Source organism: Roseibium sp. 10G30-5, assembly GCF_055809635.1.
The window spans coordinates 3,390,654-3,412,065 of record NZ_CM147918.1; the positions used below are offsets into that span (position 1 = coordinate 3,390,654).

The 21,412-nt window shown below is 56.5% G+C and carries 13 protein-coding genes and 2 pseudogenes; 10 read left to right on the forward strand and 5 right to left on the reverse strand.

The window, feature by feature from the left end:
* Positions 1 to 91: 91 nt before the first annotated feature.
* The 5 genes from AC0L7U_RS17195 to AC0L7U_RS17215 are packed head-to-tail and all read left to right on the forward strand — an operon-like array spanning position 92 to position 5,145.
* Positions 92 to 778, forward strand: coding sequence for a response regulator transcription factor (locus AC0L7U_RS17195; RefSeq protein ID WP_473692427.1), 687 nt, complete (start codon positions 92 to 94; stop codon positions 776 to 778).
* Entirely contained in the window at positions 762 to 1,439 is a 678-nt protein-coding gene (locus AC0L7U_RS17200) for a hypothetical protein (protein ID WP_473692429.1), read from the forward strand. Before AC0L7U_RS17195 ends, AC0L7U_RS17200 begins: the two co-directional genes overlap by 17 nt.
* Complete coding sequence (locus tag AC0L7U_RS17205; RefSeq protein WP_473695876.1) at positions 1,364 to 2,197, forward strand: sensor histidine kinase; 834 nt, start codon at positions 1,364 to 1,366, stop codon at positions 2,195 to 2,197. The genes AC0L7U_RS17200 and AC0L7U_RS17205 overlap by 76 nt, the downstream gene beginning before the upstream one ends.
* A complete protein-coding gene (locus AC0L7U_RS17210; RefSeq protein ID WP_473692431.1) occupies positions 2,172 to 4,637 on the forward strand; it encodes a bifunctional [glutamine synthetase] adenylyltransferase/[glutamine synthetase]-adenylyl-L-tyrosine phosphorylase in 2,466 nt (821 codons plus the stop codon). Before AC0L7U_RS17205 ends, AC0L7U_RS17210 begins: the two co-directional genes overlap by 26 nt.
* A complete protein-coding gene (locus AC0L7U_RS17215) occupies positions 4,588 to 5,145 on the forward strand; it encodes a [protein-PII] uridylyltransferase family protein (RefSeq protein ID WP_473692433.1) in 558 nt (185 codons plus the stop codon). The genes AC0L7U_RS17210 and AC0L7U_RS17215 overlap by 50 nt, the downstream gene beginning before the upstream one ends.
* 57 nt (positions 5,146 to 5,202) lie before the next feature.
* Here the strand turns inward: AC0L7U_RS17215 and AC0L7U_RS17220 are convergent, their stop codons facing one another.
* From AC0L7U_RS17220 to pepN, 5 genes and pseudogenes are all read right to left on the reverse strand, one after another.
* A complete protein-coding gene (locus AC0L7U_RS17220; protein ID WP_473692435.1) occupies positions 5,203 to 6,072 on the reverse strand; it encodes a cytochrome-c peroxidase in 870 nt (289 codons plus the stop codon).
* A complete protein-coding gene (locus AC0L7U_RS17225) occupies positions 6,018 to 6,515 on the reverse strand; it encodes a cytochrome-c peroxidase (RefSeq protein WP_473692436.1) in 498 nt (165 codons plus the stop codon). The genes AC0L7U_RS17220 and AC0L7U_RS17225 overlap by 55 nt, the downstream gene beginning before the upstream one ends.
* Before the next feature lie 104 nt (positions 6,516 to 6,619).
* Positions 6,620 to 8,251, reverse strand: a pseudogene (locus AC0L7U_RS17230) (phospholipase C).
* Positions 8,252 to 8,506: 255 nt separating this feature from the next.
* A complete protein-coding gene (locus AC0L7U_RS17235) occupies positions 8,507 to 10,705 on the reverse strand; it encodes an ATP-binding protein (RefSeq protein ID WP_473692438.1) in 2,199 nt (732 codons plus the stop codon).
* A 355-nt stretch (positions 10,706 to 11,060) separates the two neighbouring features.
* A pseudogene (gene pepN, locus AC0L7U_RS17240) lies at positions 11,061 to 13,704 on the reverse strand (aminopeptidase N).
* A gap of 412 nt (positions 13,705 to 14,116) precedes the next feature.
* Here pepN and AC0L7U_RS17245 point away from each other — a divergent pair.
* The 5 genes from AC0L7U_RS17245 to AC0L7U_RS17265 all read left to right on the forward strand — a co-directional run bounded on the left by AC0L7U_RS17245 (position 14,117) and on the right by AC0L7U_RS17265 (position 21,341).
* The gene (locus AC0L7U_RS17245) at positions 14,117 to 15,304 is read left to right on the forward strand and encodes a CaiB/BaiF CoA transferase family protein (protein WP_473692440.1); all 1,188 of its coding nucleotides are present in this window, start codon (positions 14,117 to 14,119) and stop codon (positions 15,302 to 15,304) included.
* 162 nt (positions 15,305 to 15,466) lie between these two features.
* Complete coding sequence (locus AC0L7U_RS17250; RefSeq protein ID WP_473692442.1) at positions 15,467 to 17,347, forward strand: adenylate/guanylate cyclase domain-containing protein; 1,881 nt, start codon at positions 15,467 to 15,469, stop codon at positions 17,345 to 17,347.
* Positions 17,348 to 17,537: 190 nt separating this feature from the next.
* Positions 17,538 to 19,436 (forward strand): ABC transporter ATP-binding protein, encoded by a 1,899-nt coding sequence (locus tag AC0L7U_RS17255; protein WP_473692443.1) that lies wholly within the window; start codon positions 17,538 to 17,540, stop codon positions 19,434 to 19,436.
* The gene (locus AC0L7U_RS17260; protein WP_473692445.1) at positions 19,433 to 20,104 is read left to right on the forward strand and encodes an ABC transporter substrate-binding protein; all 672 of its coding nucleotides are present in this window, start codon (positions 19,433 to 19,435) and stop codon (positions 20,102 to 20,104) included. Before AC0L7U_RS17255 ends, AC0L7U_RS17260 begins: the two co-directional genes overlap by 4 nt.
* Positions 20,046 to 21,341 (forward strand): ABC transporter substrate-binding protein, encoded by a 1,296-nt coding sequence (locus AC0L7U_RS17265; RefSeq protein WP_473692447.1) that lies wholly within the window; start codon positions 20,046 to 20,048, stop codon positions 21,339 to 21,341. The genes AC0L7U_RS17260 and AC0L7U_RS17265 overlap by 59 nt, the downstream gene beginning before the upstream one ends.
* Positions 21,342 to 21,412: the final 71 nt, after the last annotated feature.

A 21,412-nucleotide genomic window follows, 5' to 3' on the forward strand; every position in this document is an offset into this window, starting at 1 on the left:
CCGGTTCGTCGACACTGCCGGCGGCGGTTTCTGAAAAGATCCGCCGCCGGAGTTATGTTGAGATCTGGCTGTTTTTCGGTAAAAGGAGACTATGTTGAGAATTCTTGTTATCGAAGACGACGTCGAAGCATCGGCTTATCTGGCCAAAGGGCTGACTGAACTGGGTCATGTGACCGATCAGGCAGACGATGGTGAGACAGGGCTGATGATGGCGCAAAGCGCCGAATACAATGTGCTGATCGTTGATCGCATGTTGCCGAAGCTTGATGGCCTCAGTGTCATTTCATCCTTGCGCGGGCAGGGCAACCAGACGCCGGTGCTGATCCTGTCAGCCCTCGGTCAGGTTGATGACCGTGTGAAGGGTCTCAAAGCGGGTGGCGATGACTATCTGACGAAACCCTATGCCTTCACAGAATTGCAGGCCCGTGTTGAAGCACTTGCGCGCCGCCCCAAGGCCGGCGTTGTCGTGCAGACCAGTTACCGTGTCGGTGATCTGGTGCTGGATCGTCTGACGCATACCTGCAAACGGGCTGACACCGACATTCCATTGCAGCCGCGCGAATTCCGCTTGCTGGAATATCTCATGCAGAACGCCGGGCAGGTGGTCACGCGCACCATGCTTCTTGAAAACGTTTGGGAATATCACTTCGATCCGCAGACCAATGTGATTGACGTGCATATTTCGCGCTTGCGCTCGAAGATCGACAAGGACTTCGACAAGCCGCTTCTTCACACCATTCGCGGAGCCGGGTACACCATTCGTGATACGTCTGACTAGAGCGTTCAGAACCACAGCCTTCAAGCTTTCCGTGCTCTATGTCGTGGTGTTTACGGCATTGTCGGGCTTTCTGCTGATCTATATTTCCAGCAACACCAACAGCCTGATGCGGGCTCAGGTGCGTCAGACAATTGATGCTGAAATCACCGGTCTTGCCGATGAATATGTGCGCGGCGGCATTCGCGCCGTCGTCGCCAGCATTGAGCGACGTGCGCGGCGACCTGATGCCAGCCTTTACATGCTGGTGGATTTCTCTGGCAACACGATTGTCGGCAATATCTCGCGCTTGCCCAACATGGTTTTGAACGAAGCCGATGGCGATATTCGTCAGGTGGAGTACAGCCGTCCCGCGCACAATGGTGAAGAACAGCGCGATGCGCTTGTGCGCATCTTCCAGCTGCGGGGGGATATCGGCTTCTGGTTGGCCGGGATCTTGGCGAACAGCTGCGCTTTTCCAACGTCCTGTCGCGTGCGCTGCGGTTCTGGCTCCTGGGCGTCGTCATCATGGCCGGCACCACCTGGTATTTCGTCACGCGCCGCGTTTTGCGCAGGATTGACGCGATTTCTGCGACCAGTGCCACCATCATGCACGGCGATCTTGCTGGGCGTTTGCCGGTCGCTGGAAATGGCGATGAATTCGATCGTCTTGCCGGCAATCTGAACGAGATGCTGGATCGCATCGAGGTGCTGATGCAGAGCATGCGCGATGTGACAGACAATATCGCTCATGACCTCAAGACACCGCTCAATCGACTGCGCACGCGTGTTGAACAGGCCTTGCGTGAAGGTCGCTCCGAGACCGATTACCGGGAAGCACTGCAAGCGGCCATCGAGGATTCTGATGGGCTGATCCGCGTCTTCGACGCATTGTTGCGCATCGCGCGGATCGAATCGATGAGTCCGGACGTCGATATGGAACACGTCGCGCTTGCCACACTGGCTGAAGAGGTTGTCGATCTTTATGGGCCACTGATTGAAGATGAGGGCGGCCATCTGGAGCCTGACATTGCACCCGACCTCAAAGTTTTCGGCAACCGGGAGCTGTTGGCTCAAGTGCTGGTCAATCTAATCGAGAATGCCCTCAAGTATGGTCGGCCTGAAAATAGCGCCCTGTGCATTCGCATCGGGACTTATCTGCGCGATGATCAACGAGTGGGCCTTTGGCTTGCCGACAATGGTCCCGGCATTCGCAGTGAAGACGTCAAAAGAGTATCTGCCCGTTTTGTGCGGCTGGATGAAAGTCGTAATCTCCCCGGGTACGGTTTGGGGTTGAGTCTTGTCAGGGCCATCGCGCGGCTGCATGGTGGCGACCTTCACTTGCATGATGCCAAGCCCGGTCTGAAGGTCGAACTGGACCTCAAGGCCGTGCCGCTAGGTCCGGGAGAAAAACACAATGACAAGGACACGGACGCCGTCTGATTTGCCACACCCGAAGCCGGTGTTGATCAACTCTTTGACGCAGATCATTCCCACAAATGACACTTGCAACGCACCGGCTTTCCTCGAGGATCTGCTTAAGTCCTCGGGCAGGCAGAAGGGCGGCTTCGCACAACTGCTGGCCGATGATCCGGCCGTGCGCGACTTCCTCGAAGGCGTCTTGTCCAACTCTGCCTATCTGCGTGATCTTTGTATGCGTGATGTGACGAGGCTGGAGGCGATTTTGCGGCAAGATCCGCAAGAGCGGGTGGCTGACATCATTGCAACGGCCCGTGCCGTTGCACCGGAGAGTGAAGCCTCCGTCATGCGCGATTTGCGGTTGTTGAAACAGGATCTGGCGTTGACGTTGGGGCTTGGCGATCTAGCCGGAGCCTTGTCTCTGTCCCAAGTGACTGCTGGTCTGTCTGATTTTGCCGATGCAGCGCTGTCGGCCTGCGTTCGCTTTGGTCTGAGCGATCTGGCCGCTCGCGGTCGGTTCGCGCCCATCAGTGCCGATGATCCCGAAAAGCAGTCAGGACTGATTGTTCTGGCGATGGGCAAGCATGGCGCGCGTGAGTTGAATTACTCCTCTGATATCGATCTGATTGTTCTTTATGATCCGGATATCGCCCCGATTACGACCAAGGGCGAGGCCCCGGTCGAATTCGTGCGACTGACCCGGCGTCTTGTGAAAATGATGCAGGAACGCACGGCGGACGGCTATATTTTCCGCACTGACCTGCGTTTGCGACCGGACCCCGGTGCCACGCCCCTTGCCATGTCTGTGCCCGGTGCTTTGACCTACTACGAGTCTCTTGGCCAGAACTGGGAACGCGCGGCGCTGATCAAGGCACGTCCCTGTGCGGGGGATTTGCCGGCTGGCGAGGCCTTTCTCAAGGAAATTACCCCTTTCGTCTGGCGCAAGTATCTCGATTTTGCTGCCATCGCCGATGTCCAGGCGATCAAACGCCAGATCAACATCCACAAGGGGTATGGGCGCATTGCGGTCGCGGGACACAACGTCAAGCTTGGGCGTGGCGGGATCCGCGAAATCGAGTTTTTTGTTCAGACCCAACAATTGATTGCGGGTGGACGAAACCCGGAGTTACGCGGACGTCTGACGTTGCAGATGCTGGACCGGTTGGTAGAAACCGGCTGGATTCAGGGTGACGTCCGCGATGAGATGCAAGCTGCCTATGTGTTCCTGCGCAAAGTGGAGCACCGCATCCAGATGCTCAACGACGAGCAGACGCAATTGCTCCCCAAGGACGCGGAGGGATTGACGCGCGTTGCCTTTCTGATGGGCTACGACAGTTTGTCACCTTTCGAGGAGGATCTGCTGGGCCATTTGCACCGGGTCCAGCGGCACTATGCGGAACTCTTTGAGGAAGATCCAGCTCTCGTATCGGAACTGGGCAATCTGGTGTTCACTGGCGAGGACACGGATCCCGAAACACTCGAGACCCTGACAGAACTTGGGTTTCGAAAGCCGTCAGATGCTGCGAAGATTATCAGCGTCTGGCATTTTGGACGCTATCCCTCGACCCGCTCATTGAGGGCGCGTGAGCGGTTGACCGAATTGCATCCGACACTGATCAAGGCGCTGGGGGAGACCGAAAATCCCGATGGGGCCTTGCGGGCCTTTGATCAGTTTCTGGCGAAATTACCTGCTGGCGTACAGCTCTTTGCGCTGCTGCGCTCCAATCCGCAGTTGATGAGTCTGCTGGCGACGGTGATGGGGTCAGCTCCGCGCCTCGCGGAGACCGTATCGCAGCGCGTGCATGTGCTCGACAGCGTGCTGGATCCGGCTTTCTTTGGCGCTATGCCGACAGAACAGGAGTTTTCCGAAGGGCTTGAGCGCACGTTGACGCAAGCCCGTTTCTATGAGGAAGCCCTCGACCGGGCGCGGATCTTTGCACAAGAGCAGCAGTTCCTGATCGGCTTGCGTTTGCTCTCCAGCACCATTGATGCGGTTCAGGTCGGGCAAGCGCTGGCGCGTCTCGCCGAAGCCGTAGTCGCGCATCTGCTGCCTTGGGTTGAGGCAAATATTGCCGAAAATCATGGTCATATTGAAGGCGGTGAGCTTGCCGTTCTGGCGATGGGCAAGCTGGGCGGTCAGGAAATGACGGCAACGTCCGATCTGGATCTGATCTTGCTCTATGAAGCGCCCGCGGGTGCCAAGCAATCTGACGGCGCGCGCCCTCTGTCGGTGACGCAATATTACACGCGTTTGACACAGCGCCTCGTCAGCGCGCTTTCAGCGCCGACGGCGGAAGGGCGGCTCTACGATGTGGATTTTCGTCTGCGTCCGTCTGGGAATTCCGGACCATTGGCCACCAGCCTTGAAAGCTTCATTGGCTATCAGGAACAGAAAGCCTGGACTGCAGGAGCATATGGCTTTGACGCGGGCGCGGGTCATCACCACCTCATCAACGCAGTTTGAGGACCGTATCAATGCCTATTTGACGAAAACCTTGTCGCGGACACGCGATCCGGTTCAATTGGCAACAGATGTCAGCTCCATGCGGGCGCGCATTGAGCGCGAAAAGGGAACCACTAATGTCTGGAACATGAAGCAGGTGGCTGGTGGTCTGGTGGATATTGAGTTCATTACACAATATCTGCTTCTCGCTCACGCAGCCGAAGCGCCGAACGTGTTGTCGCAGACAACAGAGACAGCCTTGCGCAATTTGCGCGCAGGCGGAATCCTCGATCCGATGCAGGCGGATGAATTGCTTGGCGCACTCGCCTTGTATCTGTCGCTGACGCAGGTGCTGCGCATGACGCTGGACGGGCGGTTCAAGCTGGATGATGCGCCGCGCGGCGTGGTGTCGCTGCTGCTGCAGGCGAGTGGTGAGGCGGACCTCGCCCGCCTGACCCAGCGTTTGAAAGAGGTGCAAGGTCAGGTGCGGGATCTGTTTTTCGACATTGTCGGGCCTCTGCCGCAATAAAGCACAGCCGCGATCCCGTTGCAGGGTCGCGGCTGTGTGTATCGTCGTATGTTGGCGTTATTGGGTCTGGCTGTCGGCAGCGTTTTGCGCGCCCGACCAGCCATCGGTCAGTGTCTTGAGGAAGGCGACGACGTCGGCAATCTCCTGATTGTCCAGCGCGGGCTTGGATCCCTGTTTGGTGCCGAAGGGGGCGTCGATCATGTCGATGTTGCCCCGGTATTTCTTGGGGAGGTCATTGTAGATCTGTACGTTGCCATCGGCATCTGTCGGATAGACCAATTCGGGGTGGGTATCGCGGTTGACATAGAATTTTACCACATCTGTCAGATTGCTGTAGACGCCGTTGTGAAAGAACACCTTGCGGCTGGCAACGTTGCGCAAACTGGGCGTCTTGAACAACCCGCAATTCTGCGGTTGCCTGGAATAGGCGTCATGGCGCAGCGGACCGCAGATACCGAGATCGTGGTAGTGCGGGTTTTTGTTGGCCGGAATCTTCGGATTACGTGGAACGCCCAGAGCTTCAAATTCATTGTCGGTGAACAAGGGCAGGGTGCCATTGGGCGTCTTGGTGTCAAGATGACACGCAGCACAGTCGCCCTTCTTGGGGTCATCGAACAAGGCCAGTCCGCGCTTTTCCGGTGCTGACAACGTGGTCTTGCCACGCAGATAGGCGTCATACTTGCTTGTATAGGGGTGGAACGACATGCTCTCCACCTGATAGCGCGACAGCGCGAAGGCTGCCTCCGAAAGAGCCATGGCCTCGTCACTCATCACCTGATGGCCGAAAAGCTGTTCCAATTGCTGGCCATAATGCACGATGACACGCTTGTAGAGGCTGGTCGTGCTGGTGTTTGCCATTTCAAACGGCGACATCAGTGGACCAAAGACCTGCGCCTCCAGTGTGTCCGCGCGCCCGTCCCAGAACATACCGCCTTGGGGCACCTTGTTGGCATCGGCGTACATTGCCTTGACGACCGGAGAACCGGTGGCAGCCCCCCTGTGGACGGTGCAATCTGCGACAAGGCCACGCCGGAAGCCTCAGCCATTGGGCTGGCTTCAGCCGCTTCTTCTGCCCCGCTTTCTGGACCAACCGAGAAGGATGGCGTGTCAATGCGGTAGGTCAGGCTGGGAACGGCTCGGATGCCGGGTTGCTGCATGTGTGGCCCGCCCATGACAACGGATGTCGAAGCTGTTGGGGCGTAATGATTGTCCGGGTCGTGGCAGCTTGCACAGGACATCTTGCGCGAGCCGGACAGGCTCGTGTCGTAAAACATCTGCTCTCCCAGCGAAGCAACAACGCTGAGGGATGGGTCCGGGGCAGGGTGATGGCCAGACGATGGGCTGGGATCGGCCTTCACAAATGTTGTCACGAAGGCGGTTTCCAGCCCGATGCTCGCGAGGCAAACCCCCGCGAGCATCATCATGGCTAGTGGCTCGGTTTTAGCGTTCCTGGAAACATGGGTCTCTGGTTCCGTTAGCTTTTGACGGTGCCGGTCTTCGGGTCGAGGATCAGCTTGTCTGTGCGCGGATGAGACCAGTCGAACATGCTGTCGATCGAACCGGAGATGGCATCAAAGGACCCGCCCCCCAGACGCTGTCCGGCCATCCAGTTGTCTTCGATAAAGCGCATGACAGATGTCTGGTCGGTCAACGTATGGTCGACGTAGTTCTTCTTGGAATACGGCGAGATGACAATGAACGGCTGGCGTGTGCCATGGCCGCAGCGTCCTTCAGCCGGCTTGCCGCTGACCCCCGGCAGCGGAGTGCCCTAGCTGCAGGCATCGCCATTGAGAACGTCGTAGCCTTTTACCGGAACGTTCGAAGGGTTCACGATCGCATGGGCATGGTCGTACCAGCCATCGGAATCATCATACATGACGATCACGGCCGTGCTCTTCCAGTCCTTGGACTGTTGAACCTTGTTGACGATGTTGGTCACGAAATGCTGTTCGTCAATGGGGTCGGAGTAACCGGCATGACCATCCTGATAGCCCGAGGCCTTCAGGAAGGAGACGGACGGCAGGTTGCCATTTTTCAGCACGGCGTAAAAGTCATTGATGTCATACTGATGATTGGCGCCGCCATCTTGGCTCGTGCCAATGACGTCAACCGAAGAGGGGCGAACGTGGGTCGGATTGGCGGTCGATGGATAATACTGGAATGGCTCGTGGTGCGGAATATAGTCGACTTCTTCCGACTTGGTGATTTCCGAGGTATGCGAGCGTGCACAATTGGTGGTGCCATTGTCGTTCTTGACTGAAAGATCGAAGCCACCTTCGAACCAGCCCCATGTAATGCCGTGGTCGTTCAAGAGGTTGCCGATGTTCTGGCCTGTCATGGATGCAGTCTTGCCCTTGGAGCAGACGTCGCTGGTCGGGTCGAGATCCGAGATCATCGTCCAGTTTCCGTTGCCATCTGGAACGACGCGACCCTTGTCATATGTGCCGTCTTTTTCCAGCTTATAGCCAGCTGGCAGAGACATGCCGTTGGTCTGACCGGAAACCAGGTTGATCGCGCCCGGCGTGGACGGACCGAAGGTCGAGGAGAACGAGTTGTCGCTCATGGCGAAGTCTTGAGCGTAGTTCCACAAGGATGTAACGGTGTTGCCGTCATAGTAGCCCATGACCTGACCATTGGTGCCGAACGAACCGGCAGCACCGTTGGTGCCGCGACCGGTGTTCTTCGGGAACAGGTCCATTTTCAGGTCGTCGTAAGCGGCCTGTTCCGCAGTGTAACCGTGGTTTTGTGATTGGGTTGCAGCCTGGGTGCGGTCCAGACGGAAAGGCGCCGCGGCATTTTTGCCGTTGTCCGTGTTGGTCTTGTTTGGATTGGTGTCGAGAAGGCCTGCGTGGGCGAGCGTGTTTATGTCGCTCGGCGTGTCGGCAGCGGCCTTGAACTCTGGCTCACCCTTGACGTTGGCTGCATTCGGATAGGTTGCAAAATAGTGGTCGAAGGAAACGTTTTCCTGAAAGATTACCACGAGATGCTTGATCGGCGTTGCCGTGTTGAGCCCAGCCGCGTGAGCCTGTGCAGCAAGAAGTGGCGATGCCAGAACAAGCATACTGCTGGTTGCATAAATCGCAGCACGTGCCTTGAGATGAAACATGTTGAAACCTCTGGGTTCGTGAAAGGTGTGGCGCACACGCTGATGAAAACGGGTCGCTTACGAAACGATCACAAATTAGTGATTTCGCATGACGGTAAGGTGACTGATTTCAGTCTTGCTCGAATAACGTGCATTTTTACTTCGGGCTGTAGGCTTAAGGTTCTGGTGCCTCAAGCACGAAACCCCGCCGCTGGGGCAGGGTTTCGTATGTCTGTAAATTTTGGGTCGAGTATGCTTCCTCAAGCACCGATGAGATCAGGAGGCGGTCGCCACATCGCTGGCGTCGTCCGCTATATCGGCTCTTGCAAAGGCGAAGCTGATTGTTGTGCCTTTGCCCACCTCGGATGCAATTGTCAGTTCGCTGCCATGCATCTCGATCAGTGAGCGGGCGATGGCCAGCCCCAGACCAGAACCCTTGTGGCTCTTCGTGAACTGATTTTCCACCTGAATGAACGGACGTGCAAGTCGCTCGATGTCTTCTTTTGCAATGCCAATGCCCGTATCGGAGATGTTGAAACGCACCATAGTGTCGTCGCGTCTGGCCTGAAGGGTGACGGTGCCGTCTTTGGGGGTGAATTTCACCGCGTTGGCCAAGAGATTGAGCAAGACCTGTTTCAGGGCACGACGGTCTGCCGAGATTTCCAGATCGCTCGCCACGTCGCACTCGACCTTGATGTTTTTTTCGGTCGCGGCCGCAGTCATGATCCGGGCCGCATCGGAAGCAGCCTCGCGGACATTGACGTCCTCGGTTTCAATGGTCATGCGCCCGGCTTCAATCTTGGACATATCCAGAATGTCATTGATCACGTTGAGCAGATATGTGCCGCTGTTGTGGATGTCGGCGCAATATTCCGCATAACGCTCGGTCCCAAGCGGCCCAAACATTTGCTGCGTCATGATCTCCGAGAACCCGATAATGGCGTTCAGCGGTGTGCGCAATTCATGCGAGATATTGGCAAGAAACTCGGATTTTGCATGGTTGGCGTCTTCTGCTCGTGTCTTTTCATCACTGTATTTTTCCGCCAGCTCCACAAGCTGTTGTGCTTGCGTTTCAAGCGTCTTGCGAGACTTCCTCAAGTCGATAACGGTCGCCTTGAGGCGTTGCTCGCTCTCGGTCAGGCGCTTTTCATGGCGCTTCAGCGGGGTAATGTCGGTGCCCACTGACACGAAGCCGCCGTCCTTGGTGCGACGTTCGGAAATCTGAAGCCAGCGACCATCCTCAAGCTGCGCTTCATAGCTGCCGTTGGTCAATTTAGGCGCAGTTTCCGGAGATGCAGGCGCAGAGGCAATTTGTGCATTTGCGGCCGCAGCCATCACCTCATGATAGGGCGTGCCGGGCTTGATTACCGTGGTCGGCAGGTTATGCAGAGACTGATAGTTGGAATTGCAGATCACCAGTTCGTTCTTGGCGTTCCACAGCACAAATGCTTCCGAAATCGTCTCAATGGCGTCGCGCAGGCGCAGATCCGCCGTGCGACGTTGTTCTGCCAGCTCATGCTGCTCGGTCACATCAATACAGATGCCGATAAGGTGCGGATCAGTGTGCTCCGGCTCATACTGCACTTCACCTCGGGCGCGCAGCCACACCCAATGGCCATCGGCGTGGTGCATGCGGAAGGTGTGATCGACGGTGCCGCCACCGTTTTCGAGAAGTTCTTCGGCCAGAGCGAAAAGGTCGATGTCATCCGGGTGTGTATGGGCGGTGGCTTCCGAAAAGGACAGGATGTCGTCCTTTGGCTCACGCCCCAGCAACTCATACAGCGAAGACGACCAGAACATGCGCCCGCGTGACAGGTCCCAGTCAAAGAGACCGCAGCGGCCATGGTTGAGTGCGGAATCAATGCGGTTGCGGGTCGATGCGTAGATGTCGTCAGCCTGTTCGGCGCGACTTGATTGCGCGAAGAAGGCATAGATCAGAACCAGCATGACACAAGCGGTGCCGACAAACAGTGTGACATTGGCTGAAACCGTCCGGCGCCAGCTTTGAAAGATTTGGCTTTCCGGCTGTAACAGCGCGACCATGCCGAGGCGTCCGTCCAGATGATGCACGGTCGCCAGAGTGTCGACCATTTGCTCCGTGCCAGAAAGACGGGTTGGCAGACGCATCACACCGGCGCGGGCGCCAAACACGGTCAGGGGCTGCGGCCCGTTGAAAATCTGCGTGATCGGCAGACCTTCCAGTTTTGGCGTCAGGGGTGAACTGGCGACGACGATACCTTGATTGTTGGCCAGAAGCACGACGCGACCATCGTCGCTCATGTCGGCCGGTACACTTTCGTCGAGGATGCTCTTCAAGGCATCACGGTAGCCAAGTTCGGGCAGCTTTTTCTCGTCACTCGTCAAGCCGGACGAGATTGCGGAAGCCGTCAGCGACAATTGGGTCTTGGCGTTGTTGAGAATGTCCTGGTGGTCGTAGGAGAGTTCCAGTGTTCGGAAAATCGCTAAGGCAGGCAATGAAAATGATGCACAACGCTGGAATAGCCCGTCGCAGAACAGGCTCAGATCGCAGAAGTCTGCGATAATTCGGCTCGGAGAGCAGGCGGAGGTGTGCGGCCAGACGGCTGTTGCGTCCTGTCAAAATTCCTGAAATCTGGACAAGGCGTCTCACGGACGCGCTGCCGACAAATGCCCGCGCCATCTAAAGCGTCCCCCAAAAGAAGCTGCTGGAATGTTTGCCGAAGAAGCCGTCTCCTTCGAATCAGTTCCATTTGAATCCAGCTTTTGAGTTTTGTCCAGTGCTTCAAAGAAAAAATGGTTAACGGGAAAGGCCACCCCGGAGCTTTCCCGTTAACACATTGCATTGCACTGCTTAGCTCAGGCTGCGATCAACGATGTCGCGGCTGTCGCGCGACAATGTTTCACTGGCTGCAATCTTCTTGAGGGCCTTTTCAGCGCGCTTGGCACGTTCGCTTTCATAGGATCGCCAGGAGCGGAAGCATGTCAGCAAGCGCGAAGTCACCTGTGGATTCTGTTGGATCGAGCGCGAGCGCGGTGTCGGCAATAAAGTCGAAGCCCGCACCGTCAGCGCGCGCAAAGCCTGTCGGATTTCCTCCGGCAAACGCATGAACCAGTGACCGCATCCGGTTGGGGTTCTTGAAATCGAATTGCGGATGCGCTGTCAACGCCTTGACGGTTTGCAGGTCTCTGCGCCCGGTGTCGTGGCTTGAATCTGGAACCATTTGTCCATCGCCAGTGCATTGTCCTGATAGCGCGTGCGATAGGCGCTCAAGGCGGCGTCGGCGGATGACCACTGATCATGCACCAGAAGAGAGAGCGCGCAGAAGCGATCACTCATATTGTCCGCAGTGTCGAAAAAGGCACTCAGTAGTGGTTCTATCTGCTCTCCACCACTGCCGGACAGATAAGCATAAGCCTGATGAGCCAAGGCGCGCTGGCCAGCTTGCGCTGCGTCTGGTGAATAGGCAGCGTCGTCCTTTCGGGTCACCAGCGCCATGAAGTGGTCGTGATGCGCCTTGACCAATGGCGCGACGCAATGTCTGGCGTGCCAGGTGGATGAAGTCAGGATCGACATTCTGTCCTTGTTCGCGGGCCAGTTCACCTTCGCCGGGCAATTGCAGTGCCAGCGCCTTGAAAGCCGGGTCTAGCGAGCTGTCGGTCAGGATCGTACCGAACAGCGAGACGATACCATCATCCGCCTGAGGGGTGCCGCCGTCTTGCAGATCCCGTGTCAGCGTCAACAGGGCGGTCGTTGCCAGTGTCTGGCTCGCCTGCCATCGATTGAACGGATCATTGTCATACGTGGCAAGGAAGGTCAGGTCTTCCGTACTCAGATCTGTCGTCAGGTTGATCGGTGCGGAGAAATTGCGTAGCAGCGAGGGGACAGGCCGTTCGCTCAAACCGGTGAAAGTGACTTGCTGCTCGGGTTCGCTCAGAATGAGAACGTCGCCGCGTAGGTCAGCTCCCTCGACCGAATAGCTGTTCAATTCGCTGCCATTGCGACCGAGCAGAGCAAAGCTGATCGGGATGACAGACGGTTTGCTGTTTGGCTGTCCCGGCAAGGGCGAAATATGCTGCTTCAGGGTCAATGTCAGCGTCTTGCGCTGGACGTCGAAAGCGCTGGTGACGTTAACGGTGGGTGTGCCTGCCTGATCGTACCAGCGGGAAAACTGACCAAGATCCTCGTTGCAGGCGGTAGCGAAGCACTCAAGAAACGCTTCAATCGTCGTCGCATCGCCGTCATGGCGTTCGAAGTAGAGATCCATGCCTGCCTTGAATCCGGCATCGCCAAGCAAGGTTTTCAGCATACGGATGACTTCAGCGCCTTTTTCATAAACGGTCGCCGTGTAGAAATTGTTGATTTCGGTGTATTTGCGAGGTCGCACCGGATGGGCCAGCGGCCCGGCATCCTCTGGAAACTGATGTGACTTCAGGGTCCGAACATCGGCAATACGCTTCACCGGTCGTGAGCGCATGTCAGACGAAAACTCCTGATCGCGGAACACTGTCAGCCCTTCTTTCAGGCACAATTGGAACCAGTCTCGGCAGGTGATGCGATTGCCCGTCCAGTTGTGAAAATATTCGTGCGCAATAACGCTCTCGATGCGGGCATAATCATCATCTGTTGCCGTGTCCGGGTCTGCCAGAGCATATTTGTCGTTGAAGATGTTGAGGCCCTTGTTTTCCATCGCGCCCATGTTGAAATCGGACACGGCGACGATGTTGAAGACATCAAGATCATATTCCCGGCCAAAGGTGTCTTCATCCCATGTCATCGAACGTTTGAGACTGTCCATTGCCCAATCGCATCGGTCTTCGCGACCATGTTCGACATAGATATTCAAATCGACGGACTTGCCGGACGCGGTGGTAAAGGTGTCGCTGATGTGAGCGAGATCCCCGGCGACCATAGCGAACAGATAGGCGGGCTTGGGGTGCGGGTCATGCCAGACAGCGAAATGGCGGTCGGTCCCCTCAATGTCGCCGCTTTCGATTGGGTTGCCATTGCCAAGCAGCACAGGTGCGCTGGCCCGGTCGGCCTCAATGCGTGTGGTGTAGATCGCCAGCGCATCTGGACGGTCGAGAAAATAGGTGATGCGACGGAACCCCTCGGCCTCGCATTGCGTGCAATATGTGCCAGACGAACGGTAAAGCCCTGACAGCTCGGTATTGGCTTCGGGATCGATTTTGGTTTCGATTTCCAGCACGAACGGCTCTGCCGGCGGCTCGTCCAGACGCAGATGCTTGTCGGTGACCTCAACGTCGGTATGCGCCAGTCTTTCACGATCCAGCCAGATGTCGACGAGCTGAAGATTTTCGCCATCCAGAACCAGCGGCGTTCCCGCGGCCGTATGGTCATTGCGATGGATCTGAAGGCGGGATCGAACGCGGGTCGCTTTCGGTCGCAGGTCAATGTCCAGATGAACGGCTTCAATCCGGTAGGCTGAGGGATGATAGTCTTCCAGACGAATGGCGATGGCCGTATCGGATCGCATGTGCAACTCCACAATGACTTTGAAAGCGTCCGAAACGGACGTTGAAACTGTCGGATTGCGAATCAAAGCTGGGGCTTGGAACGTCCTTGCCTCGATCGCGTGCCTAACATGGGAATGCTGCCTGCCATTGTCCAGTTTCTTGCAGGCGGCGTGACGTCTATGTCGCGGCTTGATGGCGTTTGTTTGACGCGGTGCGAAGGCGCTTGTGAAATTTCTGTAAAACAATGATAACATTGAGAAATACTAATCAGATTTAGCGATATGCCCGACTGGGAGCTGATTTTGGAAACGGCAGCTTTCAGGGCTTTGCGGAGCTGCATTGAGAAAATGTGCTGCGCCGCGTGCCGAGGTTTTGTTAGCAAGGTCTGTGAAGTGTGCAGAAAGATGTACGTACAAGGAGGAGAGAGCGGAGATGGCATCGCCACTTGAAGGGATCAGGGTTGTCGAGTTGGCAAGAATCCTGGCTGGGCCATGGATCGGCCAGACGCTTGCCGACCTTGGTGCGGATGTCATCAAGGTGGAAAGCCCGGCAGGCGATGACACGCGCACCTGGGGGCCGCCGTTTGTTGAGACGGAAGAGGGAGGTGAAGCACTTGGTGCCGCCTATTTTCATTCCTGCAACCGTGGCAAGCGGTCTTTGGTCGCCGACTTTCGGACGCCTGAGGGGCAGGAAACCGTGCGCCAACTGGTTGCGCAGGCCGATATTTTGGTCGAGAATTTCAAGGTTGGTGGTCTGACGAAATACGGATTGGATTACGACAGCCTCAAGGCTATCAATCCAAGGCTGATCTATTGTTCTGTGACGGGCTTTGGTCAGGACGGACCGTATGCGCATCGTGCCGGGTATGACTTCATGATCCAGGGGATGGGCGGCATCATGGAGCTGACCGGCGACCCGGATGGTGAGCCGCAGAAGATCGGCGTGGCCTTTGCCGATATATTCACCGGACTGTATGGGGTGGTCGGCATCCTTGCTGCTCTGCGCAGGCGTGATCAGACGGGCGAGGGCGATTATGTCGACATGGCGCTGCTCGATACGCAGGTCGGTGTACTGGCCAATCAGGCAGAGAATTACTTTGTGTCCGGCAAGGCACCGCGCCGTCTTGGTAATTCCCATCCCAATATCGTGCCGTATCAAGTGTTTGCGACCAGCGACGGCCATATGATTGCGGCGGTTGGGAATGACGCACAATTCGCCCGCTTCTGTCGTGTTCTTGGATGTGCAGAGCTTGCGGGCAACCCGGCCTATGCCACAAATGGCGCGCGCGTCGCCAATCGCGAGGATCTGGTGCCGATCCTGTCAGCTTTCATTGCGACTTGGGCGCGGGATGATCTTCTGGCGCGGCTGGAGGCGGAAGGCGTTCCTGGTGGTCCGATCAACAAGATCTCCGATGTTTTTGACGATCCACAGGTGGTGTTTCGAAAGATGAAGGTCGACTTGCCAACGACCTCTGCCAAAGGCGGCTGCGTTGCCTCTGTGCGCACGCCCATCCGGTTTGCCAATGCAGAGCTGAAGCTGGAGCGTGGCGCGCCGGGGCTAGGCGAACATACAGATGAAATTTTGGCCGAACTGGGATTGAAAAAAACACAGGAAAGCTGAAACACTTCAACGAAATGTGGTGTTTTACGTGTTTTGATCACAGGGCTTGCTGGTAGAATGCGCCTGCCCAATGGGCGGGCAAGAGCCGTTCTGTTTGCAATGAATTGCGAGTAAAAGAGCGGCACAACCGCCATCGGACACTTGTGCGGCTGAGGAGACTGAATGACAGACGAGCGCAAACGCTCCTACAGGTTCAGAGTGCCGCTGACCCGGATCGTCTCCTTTGGCTTCGCCGGGTTTGTCGCGATCACGCTCAGTCTCGTCCTCATTCTGTCGATCTTTTCAAATTACAAGAACACCTTTTCCTTGCTCAATGACAAGGCCGTGTTGTTGACGAATGGCTTTGACGGCTATGTCAAGGATCACTTCCTCTCCGTCGAAATGGCCTTGCGCAATCTGCGCCCGTTCTTTCAGCGGGGGTCCGTGAACGTTGACGATACGCAGGGCATGATCGAATATCTGTCGATGGCTGTTGCGGCCAACCACGATCTCTCGGCTCTTATTTATACAGATCAGCGTGGGTTTGCGGTTGGTGTGTACAAATCACTGAGTGGCCAGCTCTGGCCATTTACTCAAGAGCATGTTGCAGGGGTCAAGCGCGCCTATCATATTCCGCACCTGACCCCCGCCAGCGGTTTGACCTGGGGCAAGCTGATCACCAACAAGGTGGGGCAGTTTGCCAATGCCTCCTTGCCATTGGTGCGCGATGGCAGGATGTTCGGCACTTTGACGGCGACAACATCCCTTGAGCAGCTGTCGCGTGCGCTTAGTCTGTTTTCTGGCAATGGCGATGCGACCACCTTCATTCTTCTGGATGGCAAGACGGTTATTCTTCACTCCAAGATGACCCGGTTTGCGACTGGTGATATTCCGCGCCACAGCCTGCCTGCGGATCGCTCGGAATTGGGGGATCCTGTTCTGGCAAATTTTGATCGGGGCCGTGCGGCTGACGGGTTTTCGCGCGCCGCCTCGCAAGGGGTTCAGGTGTCACGGGTCAGTTTGAAACACGGCACCTACATCGTGATCTCATCCTTGATCAAGGGATACAGCGATCAGCCTTGGTTGCTTGGGCAATACTTGCGGCGCAACACCCTAGGAGGCGAGGTCGGTCGCCTGATCTGGAGCGGCGCGGTTGGTTTTGCCGCCATTCTGGTGGCGGTCCTGATCGCCATGCTTTTGGGGCGCCGTGTCGCCAAACCCTTGAAAATGCTGTCAATGCAGGCAAGACGAGTTGGTCACTTCGATCTCGACAACATTGAGCCAGTGCCTCGCAGTCACATTGCGGAGTTGGATCAGCTCGCCGTCACCTTCAACTCCATGGTTGATGGGTTGCGTGCTCTGAACCCTTATGTGCCGCGGTCACTGTTTTCCAAGCTCATGCGTCTGGACGGGCAGACAAAAATTGGCGCCCACGAAGCAGAACTGACCATCCTGTTCACAGATGTTGCCGGCTTCACCAGCATGTCAGAAAATATGAGTGCAACCGAGACGGCACATTATCTCAACGACTATTTCAGTATTCTGGTCGAGGCGGTGGAATCTGAAGGCGGCACAATCGACAAGTTTATCGGTGATGGCATGTTGGCGTTTTGGGGCGCGCCGGACGAGCGCCCGGATCATGCGGATGCGGCGGTGCGTACTGCGCGCAAGATTGCCAAGGCCTTGCAGAGTGTCAACGAGATCGCACTCGAACGTGGCGAAGAGCGCTTGCGTATGCGCATGGGGCTGCACTCCGGCATGGCAATGGTCGGCAACGTCGGGGCGCTTGATCGCTGGAACTACACAGTTGTCGGAGACACAGTGAATGTGTCTGACCGCCTGCAGGCGCTGGGCCGTGAGATCGGCGAAGAGGATGAGATCATCATTCTGGCCAGTTCCGATACGGTCGAACGGCTGGAAAATGAAACAGCCAAGGAGCACGTCGGCAATTTCGTGCTGCGGGGGCGGACCTCGGATCTCGAGGTCTGGAAGCTTGACCCATACGCGTGGAACGAAGTCGTTCAGGCATATGGTGAGACTGTCGAGAGCGATGAAGACGATTGAGAGCCTTCTTTCACCGAGGAGGTAATTGACGTTTTGCGCACAGCTTGACCACAATCAAGCAAGTCCTTGAAAAAAATGCATGTAAAAAAGCCTATCCGCTTGTACTTTTTTGTATTCCTGTAACAAGATTGGCAGACTTTGTGATGCCTGTGGCCAACAGGCTGGGTTTGTTCTTGTCTCTGGGGAAGATATGTCATTGAACGTTTTGTCGATTGAAAACCTGACTGTAGATATCCGGTCTCAGGAAGGTATCATTCGTGCCGTCAATGATGTTTCTTTCAAGGTGCCGCGCAACAAGACTGTAGCACTTGTCGGAGAATCTGGATCTGGCAAGACGGTGATCTCCCAAGCGATCATGGGGTTGCTGCCCGACGTTGCGCATATCGCCAATGGCGCGATCCATCTCGCGGATCCGTTTGGCTCCGGCCTTCCCGTTGATCTGACGCAATTATCTCCCAAAAGTCCTGAATATCGTCATATCCGCGGCAACAGAGTTGCAATCATCTTCCAGGAGCCGATGACATCCCTGTCGCCTTTGCACACCATTGGCAATCAGATTGGCGAAGCCGCGCTTCTGCACCGCGATGTGTCGACCGCTGAGGCCCGTGAGTTGACGCGCGACATGTTGCATCTCGTCGGGTTTCCGGATCCGGCGAATGCGCTCGACAGTTATTCCTTCGAGCTTTCGGGCGGTTTGCGGCAGCGGGCGATGATCGCAATGGCGTTGATCTGTCGACCGGCGCTGCTGGTGGCGGATGAGCCGACGACGGCACTGGATGTCACGATCCAGGCGGATATTCTGAAGCTGATCAAGGATTTGCAGGGCGAACTGGATATGTCCGTTCTGCTGATTACTCATGATTTCGGTGTTGTCGCCAATATGGCCGACGATGTGGTGGTGGTTTATCACGGTGAGGTCATGGAGAAGGGCACGGCAAAGCAGATTTTCTCTGCGCCGGGCCATCCCTATCTGAAGTCCTTGCTGAAATCTGTGCCGCGGTTCCAGATGCAGAAAACGGAGCGACTGGAGGCGCTGCGTCCCTTGACGCTGAAGCCGGAGAGCGATTTTCGCAAGCCAGTGGATTGCAAGGTCAAGGTGGGTGAGCCTTTGGTGGAGGTTTCTGAAGCCTCAAAGACCTATGTCTTGCGCAAGCAGAAGCTGTTCGGGTCACTTCAGCGCGAGGTGAAAGCGGTTAGCGAAGTCAGCTTGAGCATTCGGCGGGGCGAATGTGTCGGCCTCGTCGGGGAATCCGGCTCGGGCAAGACAACGCTGGCGATGGCCATGCTGCATGCGATGGATCTGACTGCCGGGAAGATCCGCTATAACTTCGGCGATGGGCTGACCGACATCAGCACCTTGAGTGCAGGCCAGATGATGGATTTTCGCCGTCGCGTGCAGTTGATTTTTCAGGATCCATTCTCCTCGCTCAATCCTCGCATGACTGTGAATGACCTGCTGCTGGAACCCTTGCAGATCCACAAGCAGGGATCAGCAGAGGAACAGGCGGATCGCGTACGGCAGTTGATGGAACTGGTTGGGCTGGAAAAACGCTTTTTGCGGCGCTATCCGCATTCGTTCTCTGGCGGGCAACGTCAGCGAATTGGCATTGCACGCGCGTTGGCACTTAATCCGGAATTCATCTTATGCGATGAGCCAACCTCGGCGCTTGATGTGTCCGTTCAGGCGCAGATTCTCAATCTGTTGCAAGACCTTCGGCAGAGTCTGCAATTGACGTATCTGGTGGTCAGTCACAATCTGGCTGTCGTGGATTTTCTCGCGGATCGCGTGGCGGTGATGTGCAAGGGGCATCTGGTGGAAATGGGCCCGACCCGCAAGGTTGTCGACAATGCCCAACATCCCTATACGCGGGCGCTTTTGTCCGCCGTTCCGGCTCCGGATCTGGAAACACCGCTGGACTTTGACACATTGGATGCGATGCGTGCCTCAACCCCGCAGGAGTGGCCTGACCCCTATCGCATGATGCCGGGCGCGACCGCTGCAATGGTGGAGGTGGAACCCGAACACTTCGTTTGCGCGCCGGGGCTGGCAGGCCTTTCAGGAACGACAGAAGGACGGGCCGCATCATGAGTCTTCTCAAGAAAACGCTGCGCACTGCTGGTCTTCTATGCGCTTTGCTTGCCTCCGGTCTACCTGCCTTGGCCGAGCAGTCGGATGACCACACAGCCGTTTCTGAAACCTTGCCGCCTTTGAGCGAGCGTCTGCCGCAAGATCCACTGGTGGTCAATTTGCCGGAACAGGGGCGCACCACGGGTATTCCAGGGGGCACGCTGTACACGTTGATCGGCCGGGCCAAGGATTTGCGTCTTGTCAATGTTTGGGGATATGCGCGGCTTGTCGGCTACAACAAGGATCTGAAGCTCGTCCCGGACATCTTGAAAAGCGTTGATGTGAAGGACGGTCGCATCTTCACCATGCACTTGCGACGCGGACAGAAATGGTCCGATGGTGCGCCGTTCACGGCTGAAGATTTCCGCTATTACTTTGAGGATATTGCCACCAACAAGGCCCTTAATCCGACAGGGCTGCCTGCCTTCATGATGGTGCAGGGGCACGGGCCAACGTTTACGGTGATTGATCCGACAACCGTTCGCTATGCCTGTACCAGTTCCCAATCCCCAGTTTCTGCCGGAACTGGCCAAGGCCCGGCCACCGTTCATTTACCGCCCGGCACATTATTTGAAGCAGTTCAATATCAAATACGGGGATCCGGCCTTCATCAAGAAGGAAGCGGCTGAATACAAGGTGCGTGGTTGGGCTCCGCTGCACAACAAGATGGACGACATGTACAATGCCCATAATCCGGATCTGCCGACGTTGCAGCCCTGGATGCGGGTGAAAGGGCATGGCGGTGGTGAACGCCGTTTCGTTTTTACGCGCAATCCTTACTATTACCGCGTCGACAGCACGGGCCAGCAATTGCCGTATATTGACCGGATCGTGCTGACGGTCGCCAACGGCAAACTCATTCCGGCCAAGACCCAGTCGGGCGAAAGCAACTTGCAAGCGCGCAATCTGTCGTTCTCGAATATTTCGGTGCTGAAGCGCGGTGAAAAACGCTCTCGCTATTACACGCTGCTGTGGCCGAACACCAAGGGATCAGAGATTTCGCTAATCCCGGATCTGACGGTGAAGGATCCGATGTGGCGCAAGATCTTGCGCGATACCCGGTTTCGTCACGCCCTGTCTGTTGGCATCGACCGGGTGATGATCAATCGGGTTCTGTTCTTCGGTCTGGGCACGCCCAGCAATGACACGGTGTTGCCCGAAAGCCCTTTGTTCAAGAAGAAATACCAGACGATGTGGGCCCAATATGATCCCAAGCAGGCCAACGCGCTTCTGGATGAAATGGGCCTGACCAAGCGCAACAGTGCCGGTATTCGTCTGCTGCCCAATGGAAAGCCGCTGGATATCATTGTCGAGACATCGGGTGAAAGCCGTGAAGAGACTGATGCCCTGGAACTGGTGAAAGACAACTGGCGTGATCTTGGCATTCGCCTGTTTATCCGGCCCAGCCAACGCGACATTCTGCGTCGCCGCGCCATCACGGGCAGTCTTGTCATGGCCGTGTGGTCGGGGTTTGAAAACGGACTTGCGACTCCGGACATGCCGCCCGACGATTATTGTCCCGTGCATGGTGATCGCTTCGCGTGGTCGGCGTGGGGGGATTACTTCGAGACCAATGGCAAGTCTGGCACAAAGCCGGATTGGAAACCGGCCATCGAATTGGTGCAACTGTACCGCCGGTGGCTGGCCTCCACTACGGATCAGGAACGCCGTGCCGTATGGGACCGGATCCTTGAAATCAACGCTGAAGAAACATTCCATATCGGTCTGGTGAATGCGGTGCCGCAGCCGGTTGTCGTCAAAGGCGTTCGCAATGTCCCCAAACGCGGGATCTATGGGTGGGATCCCGGGGCTCAGTTTGGCATTCATCGCATGGATGAATTCTATCTAACCGACCGGGATGACTAAGCAGTCTGTCTGCCGTAGGCAGATCATTCGGCTTGCGCGCAAATCAATGAGAAGAAGAAGCAGGACGCACC